This window comes from Iodobacter fluviatilis (assembly GCF_900451195.1).
GTDB classification, from domain to species: Bacteria; Pseudomonadota; Gammaproteobacteria; order Burkholderiales; family Chitinibacteraceae; genus Iodobacter; species Iodobacter fluviatilis.
Genome location: NZ_UGHR01000001.1, coordinates 1,378,909 through 1,403,368, shown reverse-complemented (window position 1 = coordinate 1,403,368; position 24,460 = coordinate 1,378,909). Strand labels below are relative to the sequence as shown.

At 45.2% G+C, this 24,460-nt stretch carries 18 protein-coding genes, 1 tRNA gene and 3 pseudogenes; 3 read left to right on the top strand and 19 right to left on the bottom strand.

Going from position 1 to position 24,460, the window contains the following annotated elements; all coding sequences use genetic code 11:
- Window positions 1-12 precede the first annotated feature (12 nt).
- From DYD62_RS06425 to DYD62_RS06335, 19 genes and pseudogenes are all read right to left on the bottom strand, one after another.
- Window positions 13-672 carry an EscR/YscR/HrcR family type III secretion system export apparatus protein gene (locus tag DYD62_RS06425; protein WP_115226580.1) on the bottom strand — a complete coding sequence of 220 codons (660 nt, stop codon included), beginning with the start codon at window positions 670-672 and terminating at the stop codon, window positions 13-15.
- The gene (locus tag DYD62_RS06420) at window positions 662-1,558 is read right to left on the bottom strand and encodes a FliM/FliN family flagellar motor switch protein (RefSeq protein ID WP_115226579.1); all 897 of its coding nucleotides are present in this window, start codon (window positions 1,556-1,558) and stop codon (window positions 662-664) included. The genes DYD62_RS06425 and DYD62_RS06420 overlap by 11 nt, the downstream gene beginning before the upstream one ends.
- Entirely contained in the window at window positions 1,555-2,982 is a 1,428-nt protein-coding gene (locus tag DYD62_RS06415; RefSeq protein ID WP_115226578.1) for a SpaN/EivJ family type III secretion system needle length determinant, read from the bottom strand. The genes DYD62_RS06420 and DYD62_RS06415 overlap by 4 nt, the downstream gene beginning before the upstream one ends.
- Entirely contained in the window at window positions 2,970-3,425 is a 456-nt protein-coding gene (locus tag DYD62_RS06410; protein WP_115226577.1) for a SpaM family type III secretion system protein, read from the bottom strand. Before DYD62_RS06410 ends, DYD62_RS06415 begins: the two co-directional genes overlap by 13 nt.
- The gene (gene sctN, locus DYD62_RS06405) at window positions 3,409-4,698 is read right to left on the bottom strand and encodes a type III secretion system ATPase SctN (protein WP_115226576.1); all 1,290 of its coding nucleotides are present in this window, start codon (window positions 4,696-4,698) and stop codon (window positions 3,409-3,411) included. The genes DYD62_RS06410 and sctN overlap by 17 nt, the downstream gene beginning before the upstream one ends.
- A complete protein-coding gene (locus DYD62_RS06400) occupies window positions 4,698-5,102 on the bottom strand; it encodes an InvB/SpaK family type III secretion system chaperone (protein ID WP_115226575.1) in 405 nt (134 codons plus the stop codon). The genes sctN and DYD62_RS06400 overlap by 1 nt, the downstream gene beginning before the upstream one ends.
- Before the next feature lie 16 nt (window positions 5,103-5,118).
- Complete coding sequence (locus tag DYD62_RS06395; protein WP_115226574.1) at window positions 5,119-7,179, bottom strand: EscV/YscV/HrcV family type III secretion system export apparatus protein; 2,061 nt, start codon at window positions 7,177-7,179, stop codon at window positions 5,119-5,121.
- A gap of 39 nt (window positions 7,180-7,218) precedes the next feature.
- Window positions 7,219-8,331 carry a type III secretion system gatekeeper subunit SctW gene (sctW, locus tag DYD62_RS06390; protein WP_115226573.1) on the bottom strand — a complete coding sequence of 371 codons (1,113 nt, stop codon included), beginning with the start codon at window positions 8,329-8,331 and terminating at the stop codon, window positions 7,219-7,221.
- The gene (gene sctC / locus DYD62_RS06385) at window positions 8,318-10,015 is read right to left on the bottom strand and encodes a type III secretion system outer membrane ring subunit SctC (protein WP_115226572.1); all 1,698 of its coding nucleotides are present in this window, start codon (window positions 10,013-10,015) and stop codon (window positions 8,318-8,320) included. Before sctC ends, sctW begins: the two co-directional genes overlap by 14 nt.
- Entirely contained in the window at window positions 10,012-10,785 is a 774-nt protein-coding gene (locus DYD62_RS06380; RefSeq protein WP_233702879.1) for a helix-turn-helix domain-containing protein, read from the bottom strand. The genes sctC and DYD62_RS06380 overlap by 4 nt, the downstream gene beginning before the upstream one ends.
- A 463-nt stretch (window positions 10,786-11,248) precedes the next feature.
- The gene (locus DYD62_RS06375) at window positions 11,249-12,598 is read right to left on the bottom strand and encodes a TcdA/TcdB catalytic glycosyltransferase domain-containing protein (RefSeq protein WP_115226571.1); all 1,350 of its coding nucleotides are present in this window, start codon (window positions 12,596-12,598) and stop codon (window positions 11,249-11,251) included.
- A 178-nt stretch (window positions 12,599-12,776) separates the two neighbouring features.
- Window positions 12,777-12,938: pseudogene (locus tag DYD62_RS06370) on the bottom strand (IS3 family transposase); the annotation flags it as partial.
- Window positions 12,939-13,005: 67 nt separating this feature from the next.
- Window positions 13,006-13,983: a type I pantothenate kinase gene (locus DYD62_RS06365; protein WP_165928670.1), complete on the bottom strand. Its 978-nt coding sequence runs from the start codon at window positions 13,981-13,983 to the stop codon at window positions 13,006-13,008.
- Window positions 13,984-14,340: 357 nt separating this feature from the next.
- Complete coding sequence (locus tag DYD62_RS06360) at window positions 14,341-15,528, bottom strand: hypothetical protein (protein WP_115226569.1); 1,188 nt, start codon at window positions 15,526-15,528, stop codon at window positions 14,341-14,343.
- A gap of 478 nt (window positions 15,529-16,006) precedes the next feature.
- Window positions 16,007-16,657: a hypothetical protein gene (locus tag DYD62_RS06355; RefSeq protein ID WP_132038668.1), complete on the bottom strand. Its 651-nt coding sequence runs from the start codon at window positions 16,655-16,657 to the stop codon at window positions 16,007-16,009.
- A gap of 398 nt (window positions 16,658-17,055) precedes the next feature.
- Complete coding sequence (locus DYD62_RS06350; protein ID WP_132038667.1) at window positions 17,056-19,677, bottom strand: hypothetical protein; 2,622 nt, start codon at window positions 19,675-19,677, stop codon at window positions 17,056-17,058.
- Between the two features lie 268 nt (window positions 19,678-19,945).
- Window positions 19,946-20,726: pseudogene (locus DYD62_RS06345) on the bottom strand (IS5 family transposase).
- A gap of 408 nt (window positions 20,727-21,134) precedes the next feature.
- Window positions 21,135-21,210 (bottom strand) — tRNA-Thr (locus DYD62_RS06340).
- A 196-nt stretch (window positions 21,211-21,406) separates the two neighbouring features.
- Window positions 21,407-21,685, bottom strand: coding sequence for a tyrosine-type recombinase/integrase (locus DYD62_RS06335; protein WP_147288264.1), 279 nt, complete (start codon window positions 21,683-21,685; stop codon window positions 21,407-21,409).
- 414 nt (window positions 21,686-22,099) lie between these two features.
- Between DYD62_RS06335 and DYD62_RS24400 the strand changes: the two genes are divergently transcribed.
- From DYD62_RS24400 to tnpC, 3 genes and pseudogenes are all read left to right on the top strand, one after another.
- Entirely contained in the window at window positions 22,100-22,531 is a 432-nt protein-coding gene (locus DYD62_RS24400) for a transposase (protein ID WP_115226548.1), read from the top strand.
- Window positions 22,474-22,866 (top strand): IS66 family insertion sequence element accessory protein TnpB, encoded by a 393-nt coding sequence (gene tnpB, locus DYD62_RS06325; RefSeq protein ID WP_207916847.1) that lies wholly within the window; start codon window positions 22,474-22,476, stop codon window positions 22,864-22,866. Before DYD62_RS24400 ends, tnpB begins: the two co-directional genes overlap by 58 nt.
- A 59-nt stretch (window positions 22,867-22,925) precedes the next feature.
- Window positions 22,926-24,448, top strand: a pseudogene (tnpC, locus tag DYD62_RS06320) (IS66 family transposase).
- The last annotated feature ends 12 nt before the right edge of the window (window positions 24,449-24,460 follow it).

Genomic DNA, 24,460 nt, shown 5'->3' with positions numbered 1-24,460 from the left:
AGGCCAGATTGTCTACGTTGCAAGGTCTAAGTATTGCAACACAAGCCCTTTGGAGAGCAGAGTCCAGCCATCAAGCGCAACAAACAACACCAGTTTAATTGGCACAGAAATGGTCACCGGGCTCATCATCATCATCCCCAGCGCAAGTAATATGCAGGAGATCACCATATCGACGACCACAAAGGGGAGATACAGATAAAAACCAATTTTAAAAGCGCTCTTGATCTCACTCAGCGCATAAGCAGGTAATAAGGCCAAAATGGAGGGCTTATCATCGATGGCAACCACTTCGCCATCCCGCGTTGCACGGTCTGCCTGTGCTTTTTCAAAGAAACGAGTCAGCTCTGGATCTGCATATTTTTTTAAATAACCGCGATAGCTATCCAACCCGTTTTCTGCAAAATAGCTAACCGACTCAACACTGCTAAAGTTGATATTGTCGTCACGATAAACTTCATATGCATCTTTCATTACTGGCGTCATAACAAACATAGATAAAAGTAGAGCAATGCCATTCAACGTCATATTTGATGGCACTTGTTGCAGCCCCAAGGCATTGCGTACCATCACAAATACGATAGAGAACTTAATAAAACACGTCCCAGAGGCAATCAGAAACGGCAGCAGCGTAGAAAACGCGAGCAGCGCAATCATCGAGATGTCATTCGACATGCAAAACCTCTTGCTGTATCTCTAACAGCTCCACTCCCAAACGACCATCCACCAGAACTAACTCGCCACGCGCAATCAATACGCCATTGGTCTTCACTTCAATCTGCTTCTCCGCATCTGGAAGTAAGGGCAGTAATTGTCCAAGATATAAATCGCCTAGCTCGGACAGACTGACCGTACTTTGCTGCAAAATAAATTCCAAACGTAGCGGCAGCTCTGCCAGTAAATCTGGGATTTCAGTAGGCGTAGCAAGATGTGCCTCGTCTTCTCTTTCAATCATGATTCCATCCTCATTTTGCCAATAGCGGCCTATCCTCACATCGCAGCTTTTAACCCAATGCGTTTCTTCAGAAATAAGCAATACATCCCCCACGCCCAAGCGTGCTTTTGCTCGCTGGCTCAGCTTGCTGCAGCCAATTTCAAATATTAATTGCACGGGCAAAGTGAGCAGCCATGCAGGATCTAACTTATCCTGACCTTTCATCACTGCAGGGATATCCGTCAGCCATACTCGCCCTTGCGGCGTCTTCAAACACAGCATGGCTGAGGCTGGTATCTGGGATTTTTGACCAAGTTGTAAACTATCGTAAGCTAACTCAGTAGCGGCGAATTCCAAGGGACGAGGGGTCGCCATAAAAAGAGCCTGCAACTGCCCATCATCACCTGTTGAGCCCAATATCTCAGCCAAAGCAGGTGAAACACATGATAGCCATTCGTGCAGACTCAGCAGGCCTTGCCAACGTCCTCCATCAACAGAGAAAACATGACATGCGTCCACATCAGGCAAGCCAAAGCTCACCTCAATGCCTTGTGCTTGCCAACCTTTTTGCGCTTGCTGCCACGCTTGCTCTGTACTTGTTAGCTGGCGCAATCCCAATGCATTCACTCGTTTTCCTTATCCTGCGGGTCTTGGCTCTGTTGCTGATCTTTTTGCTGCTCAGAATCACCCAATAAGGTCCAATGCTCAGTGTTATCGATGTGTTGCAAGTGATGGTGCAAACGATCCTGCACAAAGGTATTGGAGGGTTGCAATTCAAGCTGCAGATTTCCTTCTTGCGACTGCGCCTGAATACGGACTGAGTGTCCATCTCCCCAGCGATTAAAACGATAGAGCATCTGGCCATCAGGCTGTTGATCTGCTACTGCAACATCGCTCGCTCCTTGGCTGAGAACGTCCTCACTCTTTGCACGAAGATTTGCAATATGGGCTTCCTTAGCAGGCTCCCGTGATATAAAACTTTTTTCACCCTTGGCAAAGGATGCTGCAAGCATCTGCTCTTGCTCAGATAGCAAATGATCTTCGTCCGTATCTGGAGTAGTGACTTTCGCACTCTTCAATGGCGCTCCCTGCTCGGTAGTCATTACCCTCTCTGGGTCAACGGCTGCTAATGGGGGTGAAATTACTTTACTGGCTGTGCTCTCTGTTGAAGCGCGAAACTCCCCATCTGAAACTTCTGATGAAGATGCACTATGGGCTTCCTCAGCAGGTGCCCGTGATACAAAACTTCCTTCATCCTTGACAAAGGATGCTGCAAGCATCTGCTCTTGCTTAGATAGCAAATGATCTTTGCCCATATCTGGAGTAGCGACTTTCGCACTCCTCAATGGCGCTCCCTGCTCGGCAGCCATTGCCCCCTCTGGGGCAACGGCTGCTAATGAGTGTGAAATTACTTCGCTAGCTGTGCTCACTGTTGAAGCGCGAAATACTCCATCTGAAACTTCTGATGAAGATGCACAAATTTTGTTGCCCTCGCCCTGCAAGGAATCAGAGACAGGGCGCACACGCGGCTTACCCGTCTTGAGCGGCTGATCATTTAAAGCCTGCATACTTGCAAGGTCAGCCACTGCCTGAAAGGGAAGCGATGGGGCTAAAATATCGGATGGGCGTGCCGCTGCTTTATTAGCCTCACCCACCAAGGAATCAGCACTAAAGCGCTCACGAGACTTGCCCGTCTTTAACTGCTGGCCATTTAATACCGACATACCATCTGCTATAGCCTGTGATCCAGACTCTCTTACTAAACTGCGTAATGGATGATCTACTCTTGCACTAGAAGCGCCGTTTTTCTGCCCATGCACTTCACCTTGCGCCTGTAGCTTATTCACCGTTTTGGTCCCCAGATGCAGTGCCAAGGGTTTTTCATCGACTAAAATGGGAGGAGGGGGTACTACAGCTTCACCTGCTACCTCTAAGCCTTTTTTCTTCTTCTGTTTACCAAGCTGAGTAGCAAACTCACTTAATAAACTACTTGGTTCCGAAACAACAACGGCCCCAGTTTTTATCCCTGCTGTCGCTACTATTTGCCCCATGTCACTCGCTCCTGCGCCTCAGAATCTTCCTGGCGTAATTGATACAAACGCCATGCTTGTTGCTGTATTTTTCCCCAGCGTTCGTACTTATCCTGCTTGCGTAGCCAGTACTGACGCTGCAATAAAACAGCCTCTTTTTCTGTTTGCAGAAGCTGCTGCTGTTCGCGCACTCTGCCTTCTTGAAAATCAAGCAGATGTAATTGCCGCCGTAACACCGCCAAACGACGTTGCATCGCAAATAACTCACCACGATTCATAACGCAGCCCTGTGGCCGCTTCGAATGCAATAGCTGTTTTATTGCACTACGCTGTGCATCTAAGCCATCTAGCTCCGCAGACAATACCTGCCACTGCTGAATCAATTGAGCGAGCCGCGTATCACAACGCTGCTGGCTCACCACACAACGCCGTAATAAGCCCGTTAACTTATGCAGCAATCTCATGCATCGCTCGCAAGGTCATTTCAAATGAACTCCCTTCATCTAAGGGCTGGCGTAACCAGCTTTGTATCGCAGAGCGTTTATTGATTGCACGATCGTTTTCTGCATTCTCTCCAGCTTTGTATTCACCCAAATCAAGAAACACCTGCAAATCTTCCAACCTTGCTAATACGCCCCTTAGCTCGCTCGCTAGGCGCTGATGCTCTGGACTACTTACCCGCCCAGCCACTCGGCTGACACTGCGTAAAACATCAATCGCCGGATAATGATTTTGTGCTGCTAACTTACGGCTAAGATAAATATGACCATCCAAAATAGAACGAATTTCATCCGCAATAGGATCAGGCTCATCGTCACTTTCTAATAGCACCGTATAAAAAGCCGTCATACAGCCTTTCTGAGTTTGACCTGGGCGCTCCAGCAATCTGGGTAAGGAATCAAATACCGATGCGGGATAGCCACGGCGTGCCGGTGCTTGCCCGGCAGCCAAGGCCACATCACGTAAAGCCCGTGCATATCGGGTGATTGAATCAAGGAAAAGCACTACATTTTTGCCCTGATCGCGGAAATACTCCGCAACCGTTGTCGCCAATAGCGCTGCATTACAACGATCCAGAGAAGAAAAATCCGAGGTGGCGTAAACCAAGACGCACTGATGATGGCGGCCTGATCGGCGTAACTCCTCGGTAAACTCGGTCACCTCGCGCCCCCGCTCACCAATTAAGCCAATCACAAATACATCGGCATCTGCCTGCTCGATGAGCATATTCATCAGCATTGTTTTTCCACAGCCTGCTGATGCAAAAATACCTACCCGTTGCCCATCGCCACAGGTAAGCAAGCCATCAATGGCCCTTACACCTGAAACAAAAGGCTGTTGTATCCCTACCCGCTCTGCATAGCTTGGCGGAGTCGCCTCAATAGAGCGCCACTCCCTTCTGCCATTGGATGCTTCAACAAAACGCTCGACCATCTTGCCCGAGGGGTCTAGCACAGAACCTAGTAAGAAATCGCCCACCTCAACTTGTAAGCCTGCCCCTGTAGGCTGCAATACCAGCTCACGGGACAAACCTTGAGCATTGCCAATTAAACTCAGAATTGTGCGTTCTTGATTAAAACCAAGCACTTGAGCACGAGCGACACATGAAGAATCCTGCCAGCTCCGGTATATCTCACAGATTTCCCCTACAACCACCCCAGGCAAAACTGCTTCGACAATCGGGCCAGACAAACGCAATGGATTGGCTTGACGGCGCAAGAGTCGTAAAGGCTTCATTACTGCACAGCCTCAACAAAGCGTTCCAGCAGCTCAAGATAACCATCAAGTGCCTCAGAGAAACTTTGCCCATCGCGTAAAGAATTTGCTTGCAGTAAGCCTCTTAACTCTAAATAGCCATCATTCACCGCCAGCTGCAATTGCTCTCCACGCACAAAACTGCAGCCCTGCATCAACACATTCAATAAACGTGTTGAACATTGATCAAAGACATTGTCGTTATGCTCAATCAACTGCGACCACAACCAAACTTCCCCATCTTTGTTAGTAATATAAATACTAGGTAAACGATGAAGATCGAGCGCGATTGTTGAATGACTATCTAAGTCACCCTGCAACATTTGTTCACACCCATTTTCTTTTAATGCATCACGAACTAGGGTGGAGATATCAACAGCAAACATAGTATTTACCTTCTATTTAAATAGACTTAATGACGTTAACCGATACGCTGTCGGATATCTCACCAAACGACACCACTTCAAGATCACGAAAGCGAGTTTCAATGAGTTTCTTAATAAAACGCCGCACATCTACCGATGCCAGCAACACCAGATCTTTATGTGCAATGCTTAATCCATCCAAAGCAACAGCAAAAGCATCCATTAACTCTTCAGAATCAGCAGGCTCCAAGTTTAGGAACGAGCCATTCGAGGTCTGACGAATCCCTTTACGAACCACATCTTCTATCTCCGCAGAAACCACGATGGCTCTCAACTCATTTCCCACCGAAAACTTGTGGCAAATATAACGAGCAAGCGAACCACGCACATGTTCAACGAGTACAATCACATCCTTCTCACGCGGAGCCCAGTGCGCGAGGGATTCCATAATCAACTTCATATTGCGAATAGAAATACGTTCAGATAACAAACGCTGCAATACCTCCGCAATTCGCTGAACTGTGGCATGGCGTAATACCTCTTTTAATAAGTCAGGGTATTTCCCTTCTAATAAATCCAGCATTTGCTTGGTTTCCTGCACACCAAAATACTCATTCACATGATGAGCAAGTAAGGTTGCAAAGCATTGGTATAACTCATCAATAGCCGGACGCAGCTGGTAGCCCAACTTTTGTAAAGTTTCTTTACTCTCCGCATCAACCCAGACGCTTTCTCCTACCGGCACGATATGAATACCAAGCTGCTCAATTTCTTCGGAATAATTGACCACGCGTAGCAAGTCAAACTGCACAAAGAACTCTTCAGCACGAATCTCATTAATCAGTAAAACAGCTCGGTTATCTTCAAGCTCATCGGATGAGCGCATCAGCAGTGCAGGTAAACTGACGCCAAAGTCCAAGAAAAATTGGCTACGTAAGCGCTCAGCAAGCTGCCCTTTATTCAATAAGGCATACCGCGCTTTAGGCACCAATAAAACCAAGGGCACCGTTTCAGCAGCAATCTGATCTAGGTTATCAATCAGGCAAAGCTCACTCCCCCCTAGTGCATTACTCTCACCAGAAACTGCAGCAGCACCTTCCTTTCTAGGGGCAGAAGCAGCGGGTTTGCTTCCTAACTTAGCTTCTCTTTGCTTGTGATAAAACAATCCCCCCAACAAGACAGCCAAAATAAAGAACACCATAAAAGGGAAACCCGGCAGCATCCCTACAGCCAGCGCCAGCATCGCCGTCACAATCAACACAAAGGGCTTACCTAAGAGCTGACTCATGATATTGCGGCCCATATTGTCACCCTCACCACTTACGCGAGTAACAATAAAACCAGCACTAATGGCGATCAGTAGCGCTGGGAGCTGAGCCACTAGGCCATCACCAATCGTTAGAATGGTGTATGTAGATAATGCGGTAGAGAAGTCCATCCCATGCTGGCTCATCCCTACCGCAATACCGCCAATAAAGTTGACGAAAATAATGATGATGCCAGCGATCGCGTCGCCTTTAATAAACTTCATGGCTCCATCAAATGAGCCATAAAGCTGGCTTTCACGCTCTAATACACTGCGCCGTTCACGCGCGCCATCCGCATCAATCACCCCTGCCCGTAAATCACCATCGATGCTCATTTGTTTACCGGGCATCCCATCAAGCGAGAAGCGAGCAGCCACTTCGGCCACCCGTTCAGAGCCCTTGGTAATAACAATGAACTGCACCACGGTCACGATAGCAAAAATAACAAAACCGACCGGCAAGCTATCTCCAATAACAAACTGGCCAAAGGTCGCGACAATTTCACCAGCATCGGCCTCAAGTAAAATCAAGCGACTGGTACTAATCGACAAAGCAAGCCGAAATAAAGTGGTAATCAGCAAAACGGCGGGGAAAGTGGAGAAATGCAAAATACGCTCGATATAAAACGAGCCCATAAACACCAACATCGCGATCACAATATTCAAGCCGATCAAGAAATCGACTAAATAAGTTGGTAAGGGGATCACCAGCATGGCGATGATCATCACCATCAAAAGCAGAATCAACAGCTCTGGGCGCGAACGTATACCGTACAACAAATTATTCAGCACTTTATCTATCCATTGAGATCAGTAAACGAGAAACTGCCATCATGTAGACCGCCTACGCTCAACCTGCTCGAGACGATGAGCCACTGTGGCCAGCCTTTCAAATTCGTTAAGTAATGGAGTTACATCGTCCGGATCAGCAAACAATACGACTGGCAACGATTTACAAGCCTGATACAGTACTTGCAATAAAGAAGAGCGCTGGGCATGGCGATGAAGCAAAACGCTTTCCCCCACAACATCTAGCAGTAGTTCATCAATCCGAAGCGGATCTTGAAATAAGGACAACATAAAGAGTAACCAAGCTGGCTCACTATCATTAATGCTGCATACAACTGGACTACCCAGTAGCCGCTTAATAAACAACACATCACTGGAACGCAGCAATTTCAGCTGGCCTAGTTTGCCCAACAAATTGTTAAACTCTTCCCGTGAGCAACTAGGATCTTGCGCATGCATATCCGTGACCAAAGCCCCTTCCATGAAATCCAATACCAAAGCCCTGCGCTGATACCCATAACTACTGATCCAATTTTGGTAGACATCAACTTCCCCACCCTCATTTTCTAGAAACTGACGATAACTTGCGCGCAACAGAGCAGGGCTTAAATCCAGTGCTTTCCCAAACAAACGAGCCTTCAAAGCACAATTAATGCCGCTTTTTAGCTTTTTGGGTTCAGCCTGCTCTTCTACATGCTTCAGTAATGCTTGCAGGCGTTTGCGAACGACCTCTTCCATTTGCTTGCGACGTAAGATTTCACGCAAAACCAAGGCCAAATCACTATCATCAGGAAACAACTGCTGAGCTTGCCGAAACAGCTCCTCAGGTGACACTCCATCCATCTGAGCCACTTGCATAATCTGCACCACCTTGGGCAGCACATCCTCGTCCAGAACTCGCTCAAAACTTTCAGAAAGTCCTTTCTTTGCTTCAAGCTCACGGCGGCTTCGAAACTGAGTGGCTAAAGCCGCCATTTCATCCGAAGAATCAACAAACTTTTGCACTTGGTCGGCAGGGGTGTTGTCCACCTCCTGTTGACTGTCACTCTGCGGAGTAACTTGTTTTTTACCCGCCTCTTGCTTCTCATTCAGCTTGGCCTGATGCCTTGCTAAACGCGGCCCAGAGAGTGAAATAGAATGACTATTGATCTCCATTACTACGGTCCATGTATTTGCGTACCGCCTGTTGCGCTGAATTTGAATCAGCTTGACTGATTACGCCTGCAGCCAGATCACTGGCATCGCGCTCAGCGGGCTCCTCAATCTGACGAGGTTGAATTAAAAATACACGCACTAAGTTCGAGCTGTTTCGCTGTTGATAACGGAACAAATCCCCCACAAAAGGAAGCTCACCTAATAGAGGAATTTTTCCGAAATCGTCCGTACTTGCATCACGTGTATAACCGCCAATCAGTAAGCTTTTATCTTTAGGCACACGGGCCACCGTACTAATCCGAGTGCGGCCAACAGTGGGCAAGACCGTTTTGGTCTCGGAATCTCCTTGTGGAACCTCACTGCCATCTTCAATATTCAGTGACATCTCAATTTGGCCATCCGCAGAAAAACGAGGAAGCACATTCACAAGGGTGCCGTAAGTCACATGCTGTAACTCAACGCTGCGCTCGCCAATTAACTGTGTATAAAAGGTTCGGCTATTATCAAAAAGCGCAGGTACATTTTCCTGAGTCAACACCACGGGGCGAGAAACTACATTGGCTTTTTTATCCTGACTCAAAGCCAAAATAGAGGCCATAAAACGTGTCCCATCCAAGGTACTAAAAGAGCCTGGATTATTAAAAGAAACACCTAGCTGATTGCCAACCCCTAAACTCCCCTGCCAATTCACGCCCAACTGATCCAAATCATCTTTTTGCAGATCAATAATCCATAAAGACAATTCAACATGCCGCTTAGCCACATCCAGCTCGGCCACTAAATTTTCAATAAAACGCACCTGTTCGGCAGTGCCTTTTACCAAGAGACTATTTGTATCAGGATTTGCAATCACGCGAATATTGCCCGCTGATGGCGCATGTTTCAGCGCATCTGGCAGGCTCATTGGAGACTTATAAGGCACTGGCTCTTCAAGCTTATTAACCGTAGGAAAATCAGGCATGGATGGTGCAACGGCGCCCACAGGCTTAGCTGCAAGGATATCGACGCTGCTTTTCTCATCTTGCAACAGGCTTATAATGACCGAGGCCATGCCAGGAATCGTAATTTTCTGGTCACGTAATTCATAACTTCGATCACCAACAAAAGTGTTATTCAGTCGGACCACACCAATCTTCAGCCGCCCCCCGTCAATTTCACTCCGCTGACTATCCATAAACTTTGCTGCGCTCAATACCAAATCGACATAAACCGGCGGACCCGACACATAAAATGTCCCGCTTCGCTCATCACCCCGCAGTGGATATCGTCGATCATAAAGCCCACTTTTACGTAGAAAAGCATTAAAAGAGCTTAAAGAAAGATTGCGCAGTGCAACCACGGAGTTGCGGGTTTCACTCGCATCATAAACATAGATAGTTTGCCCATCGTGATACCAAATCAGGCCCAACTGCTGTGTCATTTGCTCAAGCAAGGCCTGAGGATTCACCAAATCAAACTCACCACTCACCTGCTTACGTACAGCCAATTTACTTAAAATAATTGGCTTCTTTAAGCGAGAAGAAATAGCATCGAAAAAGGTTCTTAAACCATCTTGCTTTGCCACATACCCATGTTGCTCAACTCCCCGCTCTACCGGCAAAGCCGTTGCACTAACAGCCTGCTGCCCCAAAGCTAACAACAAAGCACCACACACTAATTGACTGCATAACTGACTCTGCTTCATTTGATGGCATCATTCATAATATTGGACAACTCACGTGGAGAAACACCAAGCAGCACTCGGATCTCATTGGAAAAATGCGAAGACGATGCATAACCGTTGCTTAAAGCTATTTCGGTTAAACTTTTTCGGCTTTGTGCCGCTTCTAGCAATGAACGCGCCATTCGCCAATCTCGCAGCTCAGTTTTGGCCGCATGCCCTAACGCGCTACGACACAAGCGTCGAAAGTGTGAGCACGACACCCCATAACGCTCGCCCAAATCTTGCACCTTTCCCCCTGCTAACGACTCCGCCAACAAAAAACGGATCAGCCAATAGCACTCGGTACGCCGTAACAAAGTAACCAGCTGCAAAGAGCTTTCATGCCCAAGTAAGGATTGTCCAAGTAACCATCCTTCAACAGCACGCCTCCCCTCAAAGGGCGAAGCATCCGTCAGCGGTATATAGGCCCACCGCAATACATCCGCGACTGGTGGCTCTATATTCTGAGACTCATCAATAAAAGCCTGTAATTTGGCCAGCACAAGCAAACGCACCTCTTGACAACGTGCAGCGCCCTCTATTACCTCTAAACTCAGGCGATCTAAAACCAATACGCCACGCCAAGCAGCAGGTAAAACAATGGGCATGATCTGCCCGTCACCAGATAACCTTAACGAGCAGCCAGCGTCACCACACTCCATCCACCAAAGCGCTTGAGCCTGAACCTGAGTACTAAAACCCACCTCCAAAGTAAAAGCGCTATTCAACATCTCGTTTTCGCTCATCGCCATCACTGCACATACGGCAGGCCTCAGAGAAGATGGACGGAGTATCGCCGGACCTCCCAATGGAATCCTGATGAAAATCTGATGCTGGCTTGAATATCTAAGCAAAAAAAACGCCGCATTCGCAGGCGGCGTTATCAAAAAAATTGAAAAGTCAGTTATGGCAAGCTACTTGATGATTTGTACTGCCTAATCCTCTTTGAAATTATTATCTACCCCTCTGTATACTGGTTCTTTCATTTTAAATCCCTACTTGTTTATAGCTCACACTGATGAATAGACATTTAAATTAAAAGGAAACCATGTAAACACTTATCTATCTAATTTTTTCATTCCAATACGCAATAATTCAATATTTAATACATGCTCTCTGAAAAATATTTCAAGGGAGATAATTTAATAAACCATCCCCACGTTAATAGAAACATTTAAACCAAACCAATTAGATTATTACTTATATAATTACTTATTAAGCCATATCTTTAGTTGCACTATTTTGCTGCTCTTCAGTTTCAAAATTCACATAACCCATAGGAAATTTTAAATGACTCTCCATGGCTGACCAAAACGCATCATTTTGTGGTTGATCTTTGTCCCAAATTCGTTCTGCCAATGATAGAGCATCATAAGCTTTTGACTGACCAGCAGCTTTCGCAATGAAACCACCAATATGCTCACGCAAGGCATTGGGCCCTGTTCGTTCAATAGTACTTTTATTTGGACGTTCAAAATATCGAGCGCCGGCAAACTCACTGCCATTTAAACTTTCGTACTCTTGACCTATATGATCAATAAAGCTAGATAGCATCTTACTTTTAGGAAGAGTAGCCAATAAAGCATTTGCAAAGTAAGGAGTGTCGTTACCAGAAGCCTCAGCTTTTCCTTCAGCCAACCCTACTAAAAGTAAATCTGGATGAGATTTTAGATCCTCACCAAATGCTTGTATGCATTCAAGATCAATGTCTGCGTAGACTCCCCCCTCCTGATGCAAAATTTCATAGCGAGCAATGTCTGAAGCCGCAGGGTAAGCTCCATTGCGCCCGATAATTTCATGCTGATAAGCGTTTTTATTTTTAAATTCATAAATATCATTGATGCAATTTAAATCACGAATAAAAATATTTTTATGATTTTTAAATAAATTTTTAATTTCATCTAAAGTACCGATATCACGCTCTTTATTTTCTATCCCATCCCAAGCTTTAACTGTTTGATTTAAAATTAAAGCATCCGCCTTTAGAAAATTTTCATCATTCTCTTTCATCAAGGCTTGAATAGTTTGAATAACTTGCATGGAATTTTCAACCGTAACTATTCCGATGTGCTTTAAATCAGGATGACTACTTATCTCCTTATTTATCTCTATAAGAGCCTGTTGTTGAGTATTTTCTTTGGTATTTTCTCCTTGATTAACGGTCTTCTTTAACTGATTGACAAGCCCTCTAAGTAATTTTTCAGTTTTAAATAATTCCGTTTTAAATGAATCAGAATTAAATGACTTTCCGTTAAATGACTTAGCATCTTTGAATATATCTCTAACTTCTCCCATTACTTTTTTATTTTCTTCATAAGCAGAAAAATGCAGCGAGTCCACCCACAAATTAACTTCTGCCTTAGGGTTCATATTCGCCCAACCTAGCAAAGACTGTTTCTGTTCATTCCCTAAAGGTGACCCAATCCAGACCATGTGAATTTTTTGTGGTACGGCAGTGAAATTTTCTTTAGGGTATTGTTGAGCAAAGCTCACTTCCTTTGCCGCAGAGCTACCTACAATAGGCTGAACTGACACGTCAGATGAGCTTAAACCATTGATTTTCATAAACTACTTCCTAGATAAGATGATAAATCTTACCTAACAAAAATACTTTCACCTTGCAAAAAATGATCATCAGCTTACCAATTAAGTGAATAGGGTAATCCACTCACAAAGCCAGCTCATTTTAAGTAGATTTTCCCAAAGTCTTTAAGAAGCTCACATGAGGGCGTATTCAAATTCACCTTCGTTTTGATATCTTTAGCAATTTAACACGCGTCATGATCGAGGCGTTCATGCCACAAAACTTAGCACGCCACTTATAAAAAAAAGCAAAACTCATGCAGTACTCACGGCACAGGCTAGGCACCGTAGATCCCGCTTCGGCCGGTTTTAAAATCGCCATAATCTGGCCTTATTAATTACCCACCAATTTCATGTAGAAGCTCCTCAAAAATTGCGAGAAAATCGACTTAAAAAAGAGCTGATTTTTGTGGGGGGATTACCAAATTGCTAACTCGTTTTAAGGGTAAAGACACAGCAACATCTTTCTGATAGAAATTCCCCTCACTCATACCCGATGAATCCAAATGAATATCTGGCTTTACTATCTGATCCAATCTATCAATGGCATTCTGAAAGGCTTGGTATTGACCAAAATCTTCCTTCTTCCTTTCCTCGGCAGGTATCGCTCCATCATGACCCCGCCCCGCCCTGCGCTTAACCGTTTCATTAAAATCACAATCCAACTGCACAAAAATATGGTTTTCCTCCCTACCCTGCATCAAATGTGGAGTGCAAATACCTTCAATCAAATATGTATCGCAAACGGGTACTTTGATTAGTCGGCTTGGCCCGTTAATATCTCGCTCTCCGCGTAAATACCCCCCCACCATCACACCTTCACGATACTCAGCAGGGACTGAATAATTAAACGAGCATCCAGTTGATATTGCTTGCAGCAAATTATCTGCGGTATCTCGATTAAACGAATCTTCATGTCCATGAACAATCGGCCAAGCTGAAACCGGAAGTCCTTGATTTTGTGGAAGCATGCTCAACTCAGAAAATGATTTCAAAAAATGATCTGTCTTAACTGACTGAAAAATCAGCCCCTCTTGTTGCAAACTACTAGTCAAAGCCGATTTACCAGATGCAGATGGCCCAGCAATGAAAATAATCACCGGCTTTCCTTGTTGTCTTTTCTGCTGAATGTTCTCTAGGATTTGCCGAACAACCTCCTTAATCGAGACAATACGCCCCTCCCCTTTTTCTTTAATTGGGGAGGCGGCCTCAGTGAACACCTCATTTCCCACTCGCCGCAAACATGCTGAAATTGGACTTGCAATAGCTTGAACGGGGATCTCAGCAGATACAGGGTGAGAAATATTGGAGCAAAAGCCCCCTGTAGGTAAAACCATAAAAAATCCCTCAAATAACAGTTTTATCACTTCATGTGATCAATAAAAACTTCACCCCCCCCCTTATCTAACAAATTACCACTTCATTTCTTATTCTCAAATAACAGATACCCCCGAAGATATTAATGCGATAAAACAAAACTCATCTTAAATAAACTAAGATGTTTCCTATTTAAATTATCTCAGCACAGAAAAAAAGATTTTTTTAGCACCAATCAGTTTGCAACTCTATAAATAATTCTACTTCAATATGCATTTTTCAAAATTAACTAGCTAAAAAAATTTTAATATCCTCTATATTAAGCGAAATATCAATTAATAGCTTTAGCAATAAAACTAAATATCCTTCAAATAAAGAGAGGCACCTTTTAAGTTAATTTAAATTCTTTAATTAACTAATTCATGATCCAATAATGATTTTGCACGAATATAAGCCCCCATTTCTCCTGCTTCTGACATTCTGGCCTTTATTTCTTCCTGTAAATTCATATTCGGTGAAGCAACAGATAAAACTTCATTAACAGAATGGTAGCCACCACCAACAAGTAGGGCTACTGCTGCAATTGCTAAGTCATTTTTCTCATTTTCAGATAAATCAGGGCAAAGAACATTTGCAGCCACCATGATGCAACAGGTGGAGCCTGATATAGCACCAATAAGTGGATTATCTTCATCAAACTGACTATTAACAAATGGAGATAGCTCTATTCCTCCTCTGCTCGCAGATTTGTCCTGAAGGCGAGTTCTAAACAAAGGACGATCATGAGCAAGATCCGGCATAAGCAGAAAATCCTTCATTTCCGCAGTAAAACTATTTAACTGTTTTTCATCAGTAATTCCTAAATCGTTACGTGGAGTATATTTAATATTTCCTGTACGCCCACGCACATCAAAGAACTCATCTATTTTGTATTTTTTTAGAGATGAAGAAATAGTAGATGATAAATCATTATTGCCTGCATTCAAAAAACCATAAAAATCTGGTTTTTTCAGGACAAAATCTATTAAAAATGCCCCAAAAGCTTTTACTAATAATATTTTCTTAGTAAATGTGACTGAGTCATCACATTCATTTTTAAAAATAGATGCTATTTCATTTCTCTCTATGCGCGCAAATTGACCTATCTTACTAACATCATCGCCCATTCGTGTTTTGAAATCTTGTTCACCAGCAGATAACCCCATACCTAATGGATAAAAACTATCAATCTTCTTCAATACTTTATTTACAGTATCACTAAATACCCTAGGATTTTTCAAAATCAATGCAGCAGCCCAAGATTCTTTCAATGTTTTACTATTATTATTAAAATTCTCATCATGCTTAATTTTTGAAATAAACTCCATTTCATGAGGTCTACTCCTTAATGTATTACCTGTGCACGTATTACTCTTTTTAAAAAATGACTGCGGCACAGCCAAATCAATGGAATTAAATATCTTGTATGCAGAATTACTTATATTAGCAATACGACTCACAGCAATACTTTTATTTATCGTTTTACTAATACCACCAGTTTCTGAATATTTAGAATATTGGCTATTTATTGCAAAATTATCGTTATCAACTTTCATCTTAACCTTCCAATACAGTTTAACCACTTCATAAAAATATTAATATTTACAATGCATTAACTAAAGCAGAAATATATAAATTAATAATATTCCTCCTTCATTTATTTTAAGCAAGCACAACACTATAAGTTTTGCTTCCACCTAAATGGGCTTATTTAATTTTCCTAATCATGCCTCTTACTCAACGAAGAGCAGGATTGCTTTAATAAGCGTGATAAAAAAGTAAGAAACAAACTTATTTGAAAGTGATTACATGCAAAAGCTTCATGCCCGCTTCATCGCATAGCTGCTTGCACCTAGGTACCTGTACGACAGTGCCAGATGACCATTTAAAATAACCGTATGAGCGACCTGCCAATGGCAAAAGACGCTATATCGGCATAAGGTCAAAGAACTTCCGATTGGGGCTAATTATCGAATTCACGAGCGACTTCAGCCAGTTAAACAATCAGCCCACCCCACGAGACAGCGAAAATAGTTAGTCGGATAGGGTAGAGGACCGCTGACGTTTAGATAAGATTTCTTGTAATTCGCTCATCATAGATACTTCTTTGTCATCTCTTTTAACAATATTCTTACGAGTAGATTTATTGACATCAAGTAATGTTTGAATCTGATCTTTCCCTGCCGGAATAATTGTGGCCCACTGTCTAGTCTCGCCAGCAACAGGTTTTGTTACTGGGGGCATCGGAGGAGGTGGAGGTGGCGCTTGCAGAAATGGCGCACTCTGATTAATCGAATTGCTTGCTGCCAAGGTAGTCGTAGCTTGGGTGGTTTCGGCAGTGGCAGACGGTACTTTTTGCAACGCATGGACAGTAACAGGCATTTTTTTAGGCGTTTTTTTCCCTGCTGTGTTTTCTAATGCATCTTTGAATGCTTTGTTGTCCATTAGCCTTTGTATATTCTCACCCACGGGAGGTTTGCTGGTTTTTTTTGTAGCTGATAGCGTGTCTTTTAGCTGCTCAGAGATGGTTTTTTCTGGTACAGATAATTCTTTAGGTGAGGAGCGCAATGTAACGAGTGAACCCGTGAGGCGCTGTGCTTTTTGTTCGGGAAGGGCGGTAGCTTTCGGTTCCCACATCGCCCTTATTGATTGATAAGGGGCATTTGATGGTGCTGAAATTGTCATAATAAGGCTCAATTATGGGTAAAAAGGATTCATCATTTCTTATGATGGATCAGCACGCTTTCAGAATTCGCTCCTTTACTTTTGTTTGTAATTGAGCTGCACTAAACAGGATAAAAATAGACTAATCACATCTTATCGGCTTTCGCGAAATTATAATCAATACCCAGCAAACGCTCGGCCTGTGGGCTATGCGCACTCTGCAAAAAAGTTGACTGGGCCATTGATAAATTAACTTTTGTTTTTAAAACAAATATTTCGGGAATTCCACAGCGTTCTTGCGTGCGGTTATTGTTTTATTGTTTGCAGTGTTTGGCTCCAACAAAAATGACTCGGTTTAGATTCATTGTGTTTCGTTGATGGAATTGAACAATTGGGATTAATTAGGTTAATTTAATAAACTAATATTTCAGCTGCTGTTCTTGAATAACAGATGACGAACCTTTTTGCAGCTGCCATAGCGGATATTGGCGCTCTAAAAAAGCATCCAAGGCATCTTTAGCCAAGTTAAAGGAATGTACATCTGTTTGTTTAAATTGTGTCATCGCGGAGAAAAATTGATTTGTTAGTGTTAATTCACCCTCTTGTTCTTGCTGCCGCAGAAAATATGCAGCTTCAGCATGCACAGGGCTATTTGGATCAGCTAGCTGGCTAAAGAGTTTTTGTAATGGTTCATGCTGCGCTGTGCATAAAGTCTTCCAGCGTTCATCCAACTCTTCTACTTGGCGCAAATGAAAATAGTGCATCATTGGCCCGCTCAAAGTTTTACTTCCCCAGCGCTCCAGCAAAACAGTAGAACCGCTCTCCCCTAGCGTCAGGCCTAGTTCTGCACTTACCCCTGGCTGTACGGGTACGCTTCCTGACAAGGCCATCGCTACATCCCAAGACTGGCTCACACGCAAGAATTGCAAACGATAAGCTGCAGCCTCTGCAGGAAACTCCTTGAGCATTTGATAACGCGGTTTATAAAAACGTAACAACAACGTCGTTCCCGCGCTCAATTCTGGCCCTAGCCCAGCAGTCATACTTTCAAGATCAGCAGCGCCCAGCCCTTGGGCCTGTAATGCAGGCAGTAAATCCGCTAATAGCCCATCTAAGGGCAAAGCTTTTCCCAAACTACCACTCACAGTAATACGCAAGTCTTTGTATTCACCATCTCGCACTGGATTGTGATGAATTCGCTCACGTTCGGTTAATGAGGCTTCTACTTTCACCCCCAAAGCCCCCATACCCCCCCCAATATCAAGCACATAACTGCGATCACGAATTTCTAAATTAAGCTTGTCGCAAAAACTAGAGAGCTGTAGCAAACGAGCTGAATTATGCTTAACGGGTGGTTTATGAAGCCGAGCGACAAGACGATTAACATCATCCATTGGCTGTTGCTTTTTTAGCAGAGCGCTACCCAGCACAGCATGACACAGTGCCATATTGGCAAATACCTCTTCTCTCCCCTTTCCTTGCCAACTACTTGCAATAGAATCCTCAATCACATTCACTTTTAAATGAGGTTTACTCATATCCCGCTGCTGAATTACGGCACAGTAATGATCAAATTCGGCCTCCAAAACATGAAGCGTTTGATGCAGTGTCTTAACGGGCAAGTTATTTACTTCATCAATATCACTTATATTTTCTGCAGACGCATCAGCTAACGCTAATAACCGGGATAGGGGTTTACGGTTTCTATCCTCACCTAACATACTTAGACACTTTTCATTTAGTGAATTTAGGCGCTGGTGAGCAATCGTCTCATCCACAGCCACCTTGCCATCCCCATCTTTAAGCTTGTCCCAAAATGGCGTTTGCGATTCCGCCTGAATCATAATCTTTTCTATATTTATTTGAGCGCCAGCCCCTGCACGAACCGCATCCATATCAGCTCGCACCCCCGCGCTCCCCTTTACGCTATAAACATTGCCTGTTCCTGCTTGTTGCTGCGAGGGGCCAGGTAGGCCTTCTGAATAAGTCGGAGTCCCTACCATACCCAACAGCACTGAAAGTCTTTGTTGCTGATTCACTACTTGCAGCTGCAGCTGCTTATAAGCCTGCAGCTCATTACCATGCACTTTACCAATCAGCTTTAATAAAGCACCAATAATGGTGCGAGATCCTTGTTTCAACGTTTCACGGCGCGATGCATGCTGCAATTGATCTGCATTCATATGAACAAACGCTTTAGCACTACTATATTCACGAAAGTGAAGCACCTGTGTTTTGCCTTTAAGGCTCGCGCCTACCGTTGCAACACCACTCAATCCAAGCTTGGCCCCTGCACTGGCAGCCAACGAAAAGGACTTATTCTGAAAAACGAAACCCTCATCATCGTTGTCCATCCCTTTAGCCCACAAAAAGTCTAAGCCAACCTTCGCTTTCGCCCCTCCACCCAGCCCAAATCCGGCCCCCACCGACACGCCTCCCCGCCGATCACGACTCGTGCCTGGTTGATCAAAAGCTTTAAACTGATGCAACAATTGCTGCTCAGCTACCTCTCTTGCCTGCTCAGCCCAAGCAGCACACCCTAATACACCCAAGCGCTGGCTTAATTCCGGCAAAAAACCTTTTACAGGCAATAAGCGAGCCAATCGCTCCATTTGCAGCGATAACATTGCACACTCTTTAATATCAAGCACCTGCTCGCTTTTAGAATGTAGCTCTTTAATAAGTGATATGAGCTCAATCTGCGGTTTGGTTTGTAAGGTTTGACTCGTTGACCCACGCAAAAATAAAAAACTACGCTTGATATTTGGAGGCAAGGGATAAGATTGCTGCATCAGGGTGCGCTCCATACCCTTTAAAGCTTGCAACAATACATCTCGTTGAATACGAGCTTTATCATTAATCAGCATTGCTGGTTCAGCTCTAATGACCTGAGGAATAGACACGGCATGAACCGCACTTAACTCAACAGGCAATGTGGCCGAATTTTGACGCACAATAGGAGCAGCTTCATTCTTGCATTGCTTTATAGTAAGAGAATGATTTATTGCGGGCTCTTGTGTACTCCTATTTATTTCCCTCATTACGACCTCCGATATCCGACAAAACACCAGAATAAATCCAAGCATGCCAACCTGAAATACAAAGCCATGATAAAGAAAACATATTTAAGTGTTATCCAATAGGAATGACCAAAATTCATAAACAACAATATGAAAAACAAGTAGCTTTATTGATTAAACACAATAAATAATATAATTACTTACAAAAAACGATCATATTCAAAAACGGTTCATTAACTACAAAGGAGATCGCCCTTTACCTATTAATATTTTCTTTGCTTTCTATCTATTACCTCTGATAAGCGTTGTTACACGCGGCACGCACTTGCAGCTCCGCCATATGGCGATCAAACACCGCGCCATCACCCGCTCACCCCATAATTTGAAGCAGCACATTTTGGTTTCTGCCAAGCTGAGGCGATCATAGCCTGACCATTTTGACCAGATCGCCCAACCCTAGGAGCGCCTTCAAGACAGCATTTCTGCCCCTCGCTTCTGTCGTATTTTCATTCCTAAATTGCGCATTTTTCCGCGTTGGGATGACCGCCGCCGCACCGCGTTATGGCACTCCTTCGCGTCATAAGCGCCATAGACCGCAGCAATTGTCTCGGCTTCGAGGATCTGATTTAACAACTCTGGCAGGATGGGCGCATCGCCCATTTTATGATTGGTGACTCAAGGGTTTCTGCATCGATGCCTAGGTGAACTTTGCACTATTGCCGACTATATTCTGCCCCCCCCCTTCACCCAGTATTTTGATTCCGGTGCGATCCAGCAATCAATGCAAACCACCTAGGCTGTGTCGCGCTAAATGATGACTTTGAATGTTTTTTGTCGACGTGAAATCGTGGTGGAATCGAGGACTTTCCAATCTATATTGGCGAACCGCAATAAGCTTTCTACATGCCAGTTGCCTAGCGCAATGCGAGACCCAATAGGCATTTGATGGTGAGGTAAAACTAAATTGCCACGTCACTGAGAGAAGGGGGCCGAACTCACTTACCCCTTGCTTCGACAACCAATTTGAACTTTGGATCAAACCCAATCATCTGTGCGCCACGCGATTTCAAAGCTGCGTGATAGCTTGGTCAGTTGGTGGTTTTGTACATGATAGGGACTGGTTTGCTCATGCAAGCAACAAAGCAGTCTATTGACAGTGCTTCGCCATATTTTTGACAAACACGGCATCCCGCTTGAATGCGTCTGAGATATTACTGGTGAAGAAACATTTAATAACGGGGGGCTTCTTACACTTATGAAATTAAAAAGCTCACAAGAGCAGCCCCCCCCCAAACTGCATCGTCCTATCCCGCCTTGCTAACGCAGGTCTAAACAGAAGCGGTAGATTTCGCTCAAATACGGCAATTGTAAATGCGCCACGAAACATCCGACACAAGGGAAGGAAAAAAGTGTTGGGATGATGTTGGGGTGAAACGAAAAAAGGGTTCCAGCTAAAATGCTGGAACCCTTATATTCTTTGGTGCCGACGGCAGGAATCGAACTCGCGACCCCCTGATTACAAGTCAGGTGCTCTACCAACTGAGCTACATCGGCGTTATTTCACAATAACTAGTTATTTCAGAATTCTTCTACCCAAAAAAACATGAACATTGCACAGTCGCGTCGGTCGGCGAATAGCTCGACGTCAACTACACAAGCTCCCTGTAAGCAGCAAAATACGACGTGGATACTATACCATTTAAAAAACGAACGCAAATCTGTTTGCACTTAATCCGTAATATTTCTGACATCAAACCATTATGGCGCTTGCTTTATTCAATGCCATAGCCATTGTTGCGTGATCAGCTTCAACATACCCCGCCGTCACCTCAATGCTTGAATGACCCAAAATTTCTTGAGCAATCCGAATGTTTGAAACATTATTCACCAACACAGTGGCCAGTGTATGCCTATACCGATGAGAGCTAATTGGGGCGTCAATTGAGGCAGAAATCTTACGAAAAAAACTTTTAACCGCTGCCCGCGTCATCTTTTTTCTAAGAATATTTTTACTGTTATGGTCATGCACGATTTGCCCCCCAAATTAGCAAACGTTCGCGCATGGGCAATTTTTTTCTGCATACGATTGCTTTTTGCAATCAATAACCAATAAAACAATCTAGAATTTTTCGCCTGTAAGTTAATTACTAAATACATTTATTTTATATTTAGCAAAATAACTTCTGTTTGCTTTTAATTATGATCATATTTTTATAAAGGAACGCCAGAATGCCTTTTCATCCCCGCATTACCTCAGCATCCAAATCGAACTCTGCACGAAAATCGTCTGTTGAGATGCCCGCGACGCGAGAAGTCAAGCGGGACGCTGCAGAGCTGAAAACTGACAACACTCCTTTAACCACGAGAAAACTAGAGCTGCTCTGTCTGGCTGCAGTGTAAGCATCCAGCCGACCCACGTTGAATAGCGTTATCGTTCCTTGGGATGATCGTGTCCACGATAAACTTAGGTGGACACATGGACGCTATACTCCCACTTCAATCAACACCCCGCAGGTCTCGTCGCAAGCACAGCCCCGAGTTTAAGTCCGCTGTGCTGGCGGCTTGTCACCAACCCGGTGTTTCAGTCGCAGCCATCGCGCGCCAATATGACCTCAACGATAACATCGTGCATAAATGGTTGGCCGATGCGCGCCGCAGTACAGATCCAGAGTCTTCGTCGTTAACGAATTCTCGTGACGTATCTCCAGCCTCACCAGCATTGACCTTCATACCGATCCAAATCGCTGATACGCCAACGCCAGCATCTGCACCAATTCGTTTGCACCTTCGCCAAGGTCAACGCGATTTAAGCGTTGAATGGCCCGCCGATCAGGCGCAGGCCTGTCTGGCTTTAATTCAGGCTTTGTTGCGATGATTCAACCCGAACAGGTCTTCTTGCTGGTCACGCCCGTCGATATGCGCTGGAGTATCGAACGTCTGTCATTGCTGGTGCAACAAACGCTGGGGTGCTCACCCTGTGATGGCACTGCCTATGGGTTTACCAATCGATCCCATTCGCGACTGAAGTTATTAATCTGGGATGGCAATGGCGTCTGGCTCTGCCAGCGCCGTTTACACTCTGGGCGTTTCCACTGGCCGACTTTGGGTGAGGCTACTTTTACAATGCCCAGAGAACAATGGCATTGGCTCGTCAGCGGTGTGGATTGGCAACGTTTGTGCGCTACGCCGCCAAGTCATTGGCAGGTCTAGCTGGTATCGCTCGAGCCCAGTAAAATAAGGGTATGACACTCGCGCCCAATCATCCCACTATGGCTACAAATTCGCCCTCGCTGGCGGAGGCTCAGGCTTTGGTGGCGCAGCTGCAGGCGCAACTTGCAACTCGTGATCAGCACATTCAATCTCTGGAGCTAAAAAACCAGAAGCTGGTCATAGAACTGGCGCATTTAAAGCGCATCCGCTTTGGCACCAAGAGCGAAGCCCTGTCGGTCGAGCAAAGCAGCTGTTTGAAGATGATGCGGATCAGGATCTGGCCGCCATCACCGCTGAGCTGGATGAAACGCCAGCCAGCAACGATGCCCCCGTTTCCCGCCTAAAACCACGCCCACGTGCGGGTCGTCAGCCACTGCCCGAACATCTGGAGCGCGTCGAGGTTCGGCACGAACCCGAGCAATGCACTTGCGGGCAATGCCAAGCCAAATTGGTTAAGATCGGCGAAGACGTGAGCGAACAGCTGGACATCGAACCAGCCCGTTTCTTTGTGGTGCGCCACATCCGCCCGCAATATGCCTGCCGCCAGTGCGAAACCATCACCGCAGCGCCAGTCCCTCCCGCCGTGATTGATGGCGGAATGGCGACGCCGGGCTTATTAGCCTGGGTGGCGGTGAGCAAATACCTCGATCACTTACCGCTGTACCGCCTCGAACAAATTGCTGCGCGCCAACAAGTCATTCTGGCGCGTAGCACCTTGAGTGAATGGATCGGCCGGATTGGAGTGGCATTGCAACCACTCGCAGACCGCCTGAGTGAGAAACTGCGCCAGCAAACCAGCCTGCATGCGGACGAAACCCCGGTGCAGCAGCTGGATCCCGGTAAAGGCAAAACCAAACGTGCCTATTTATGGGCGTATCGCAGCAATGATTTGAGCGGCAGCCCACCGATAGTGGTGTTTGACTATCAAATCAGCCGTAGTGGGCAACACGCCGCCCATTATTTGCAGCATTGGCGCGGCACGCTGATGGTTGATGATTACAGTGGCTACAAAGCTTTGTTCGCCAATGGCGTGCGAGAACTCGGCTGCTGGGCACACGCTCGACGTAAATTCTTCGAGCTGCATGCTGCGGGCGGGCATCCGGTGGCGGCAGAAGCCTTGCAACGTATTGCGCGCCTGTACGCCATCGAAGAACAGGCCAAAGATCAAACCGCAGACCAACGCGCACAAAGCCGCGCCCTAAACAGTCAGTCCGAACTGCAATCTTTGCATGATTGGCTACTGAAACTGCGCCCGAATGTGGCCCATGGTGGCGGCTTGGCCAAAGCCATTGACTACACGCTACGCCGTTGGCCTGCTTTGATTCACTATGCCGGAACGGGCGATCTGCCGATTGACAACAATCCCATCGAGAACGCCATCCGCCCCATTGCGATTGGCAAGAAGAATTGGTTATTTGCCGGTAGCGAACGTGCAGGCAAACGCGCTGCAGCGATCCAAAGTTTGTTGGCCACAGCCAAGCTCAACGGGATAGAGCCATCGCAATGGCTGCAGGCTACCTTGGAAAAACTGCCCACCTGGCCCAATAGCCGAATTGATGAATTACTGCCGCTGCACGGCTAATCCAAATCGACG

Excerpts from the sequence above, each read along its gene's own strand:
- DYD62_RS06425 (WP_115226580.1), bottom strand. The coding sequence starts at position 672 with ATGTCGAATGACATCTCGATGATTGCGCTGCTCGCGTTTTCTACGCTG.
- DYD62_RS06415 (WP_115226578.1), bottom strand. The coding sequence starts at position 2,982 with ATGGGGCAAATAGTAGCGACAGCAGGGATAAAAACTGGGGCCGTTGTT.
- DYD62_RS06410 (WP_115226577.1), bottom strand. The coding sequence starts at position 3,425 with ATGAGATTGCTGCATAAGTTAACGGGCTTATTACGGCGTTGTGTGGTG.
- sctN (WP_115226576.1), bottom strand. The coding sequence starts at position 4,698 with ATGAAGCCTTTACGACTCTTGCGCCGTCAAGCCAATCCATTGCGTTTG.
- DYD62_RS06400 (WP_115226575.1), bottom strand. The coding sequence starts at position 5,102 with ATGTTTGCTGTTGATATCTCCACCCTAGTTCGTGATGCATTAAAAGAA.
- sctW (WP_115226573.1), bottom strand. The coding sequence starts at position 8,331 with ATGGAGATCAATAGTCATTCTATTTCACTCTCTGGGCCGCGTTTAGCA.
- sctC (WP_115226572.1), bottom strand. The coding sequence starts at position 10,015 with ATGAAGCAGAGTCAGTTATGCAGTCAATTAGTGTGTGGTGCTTTGTTG.
- DYD62_RS06380 (WP_233702879.1), bottom strand. The coding sequence starts at position 10,785 with ATGGCGATGAGCGAAAACGAGATGTTGAATAGCGCTTTTACTTTGGAG.
- DYD62_RS06375 (WP_115226571.1), bottom strand. The coding sequence starts at position 12,598 with ATGAAAATCAATGGTTTAAGCTCATCTGACGTGTCAGTTCAGCCTATT.
- DYD62_RS06360 (WP_115226569.1), bottom strand. The coding sequence starts at position 15,528 with ATGAAAGTTGATAACGATAATTTTGCAATAAATAGCCAATATTCTAAA.
- DYD62_RS06355 (WP_132038668.1), bottom strand. The coding sequence starts at position 16,657 with ATGACAATTTCAGCACCATCAAATGCCCCTTATCAATCAATAAGGGCG.
- DYD62_RS06350 (WP_132038667.1), bottom strand. The coding sequence starts at position 19,677 with ATGAGGGAAATAAATAGGAGTACACAAGAGCCCGCAATAAATCATTCT.
- DYD62_RS24400 (WP_115226548.1), top strand. The coding sequence starts at position 22,100 with ATGATCGTGTCCACGATAAACTTAGGTGGACACATGGACGCTATACTC.
- tnpB (WP_207916847.1), top strand. The coding sequence starts at position 22,474 with ATGGCCCGCCGATCAGGCGCAGGCCTGTCTGGCTTTAATTCAGGCTTT.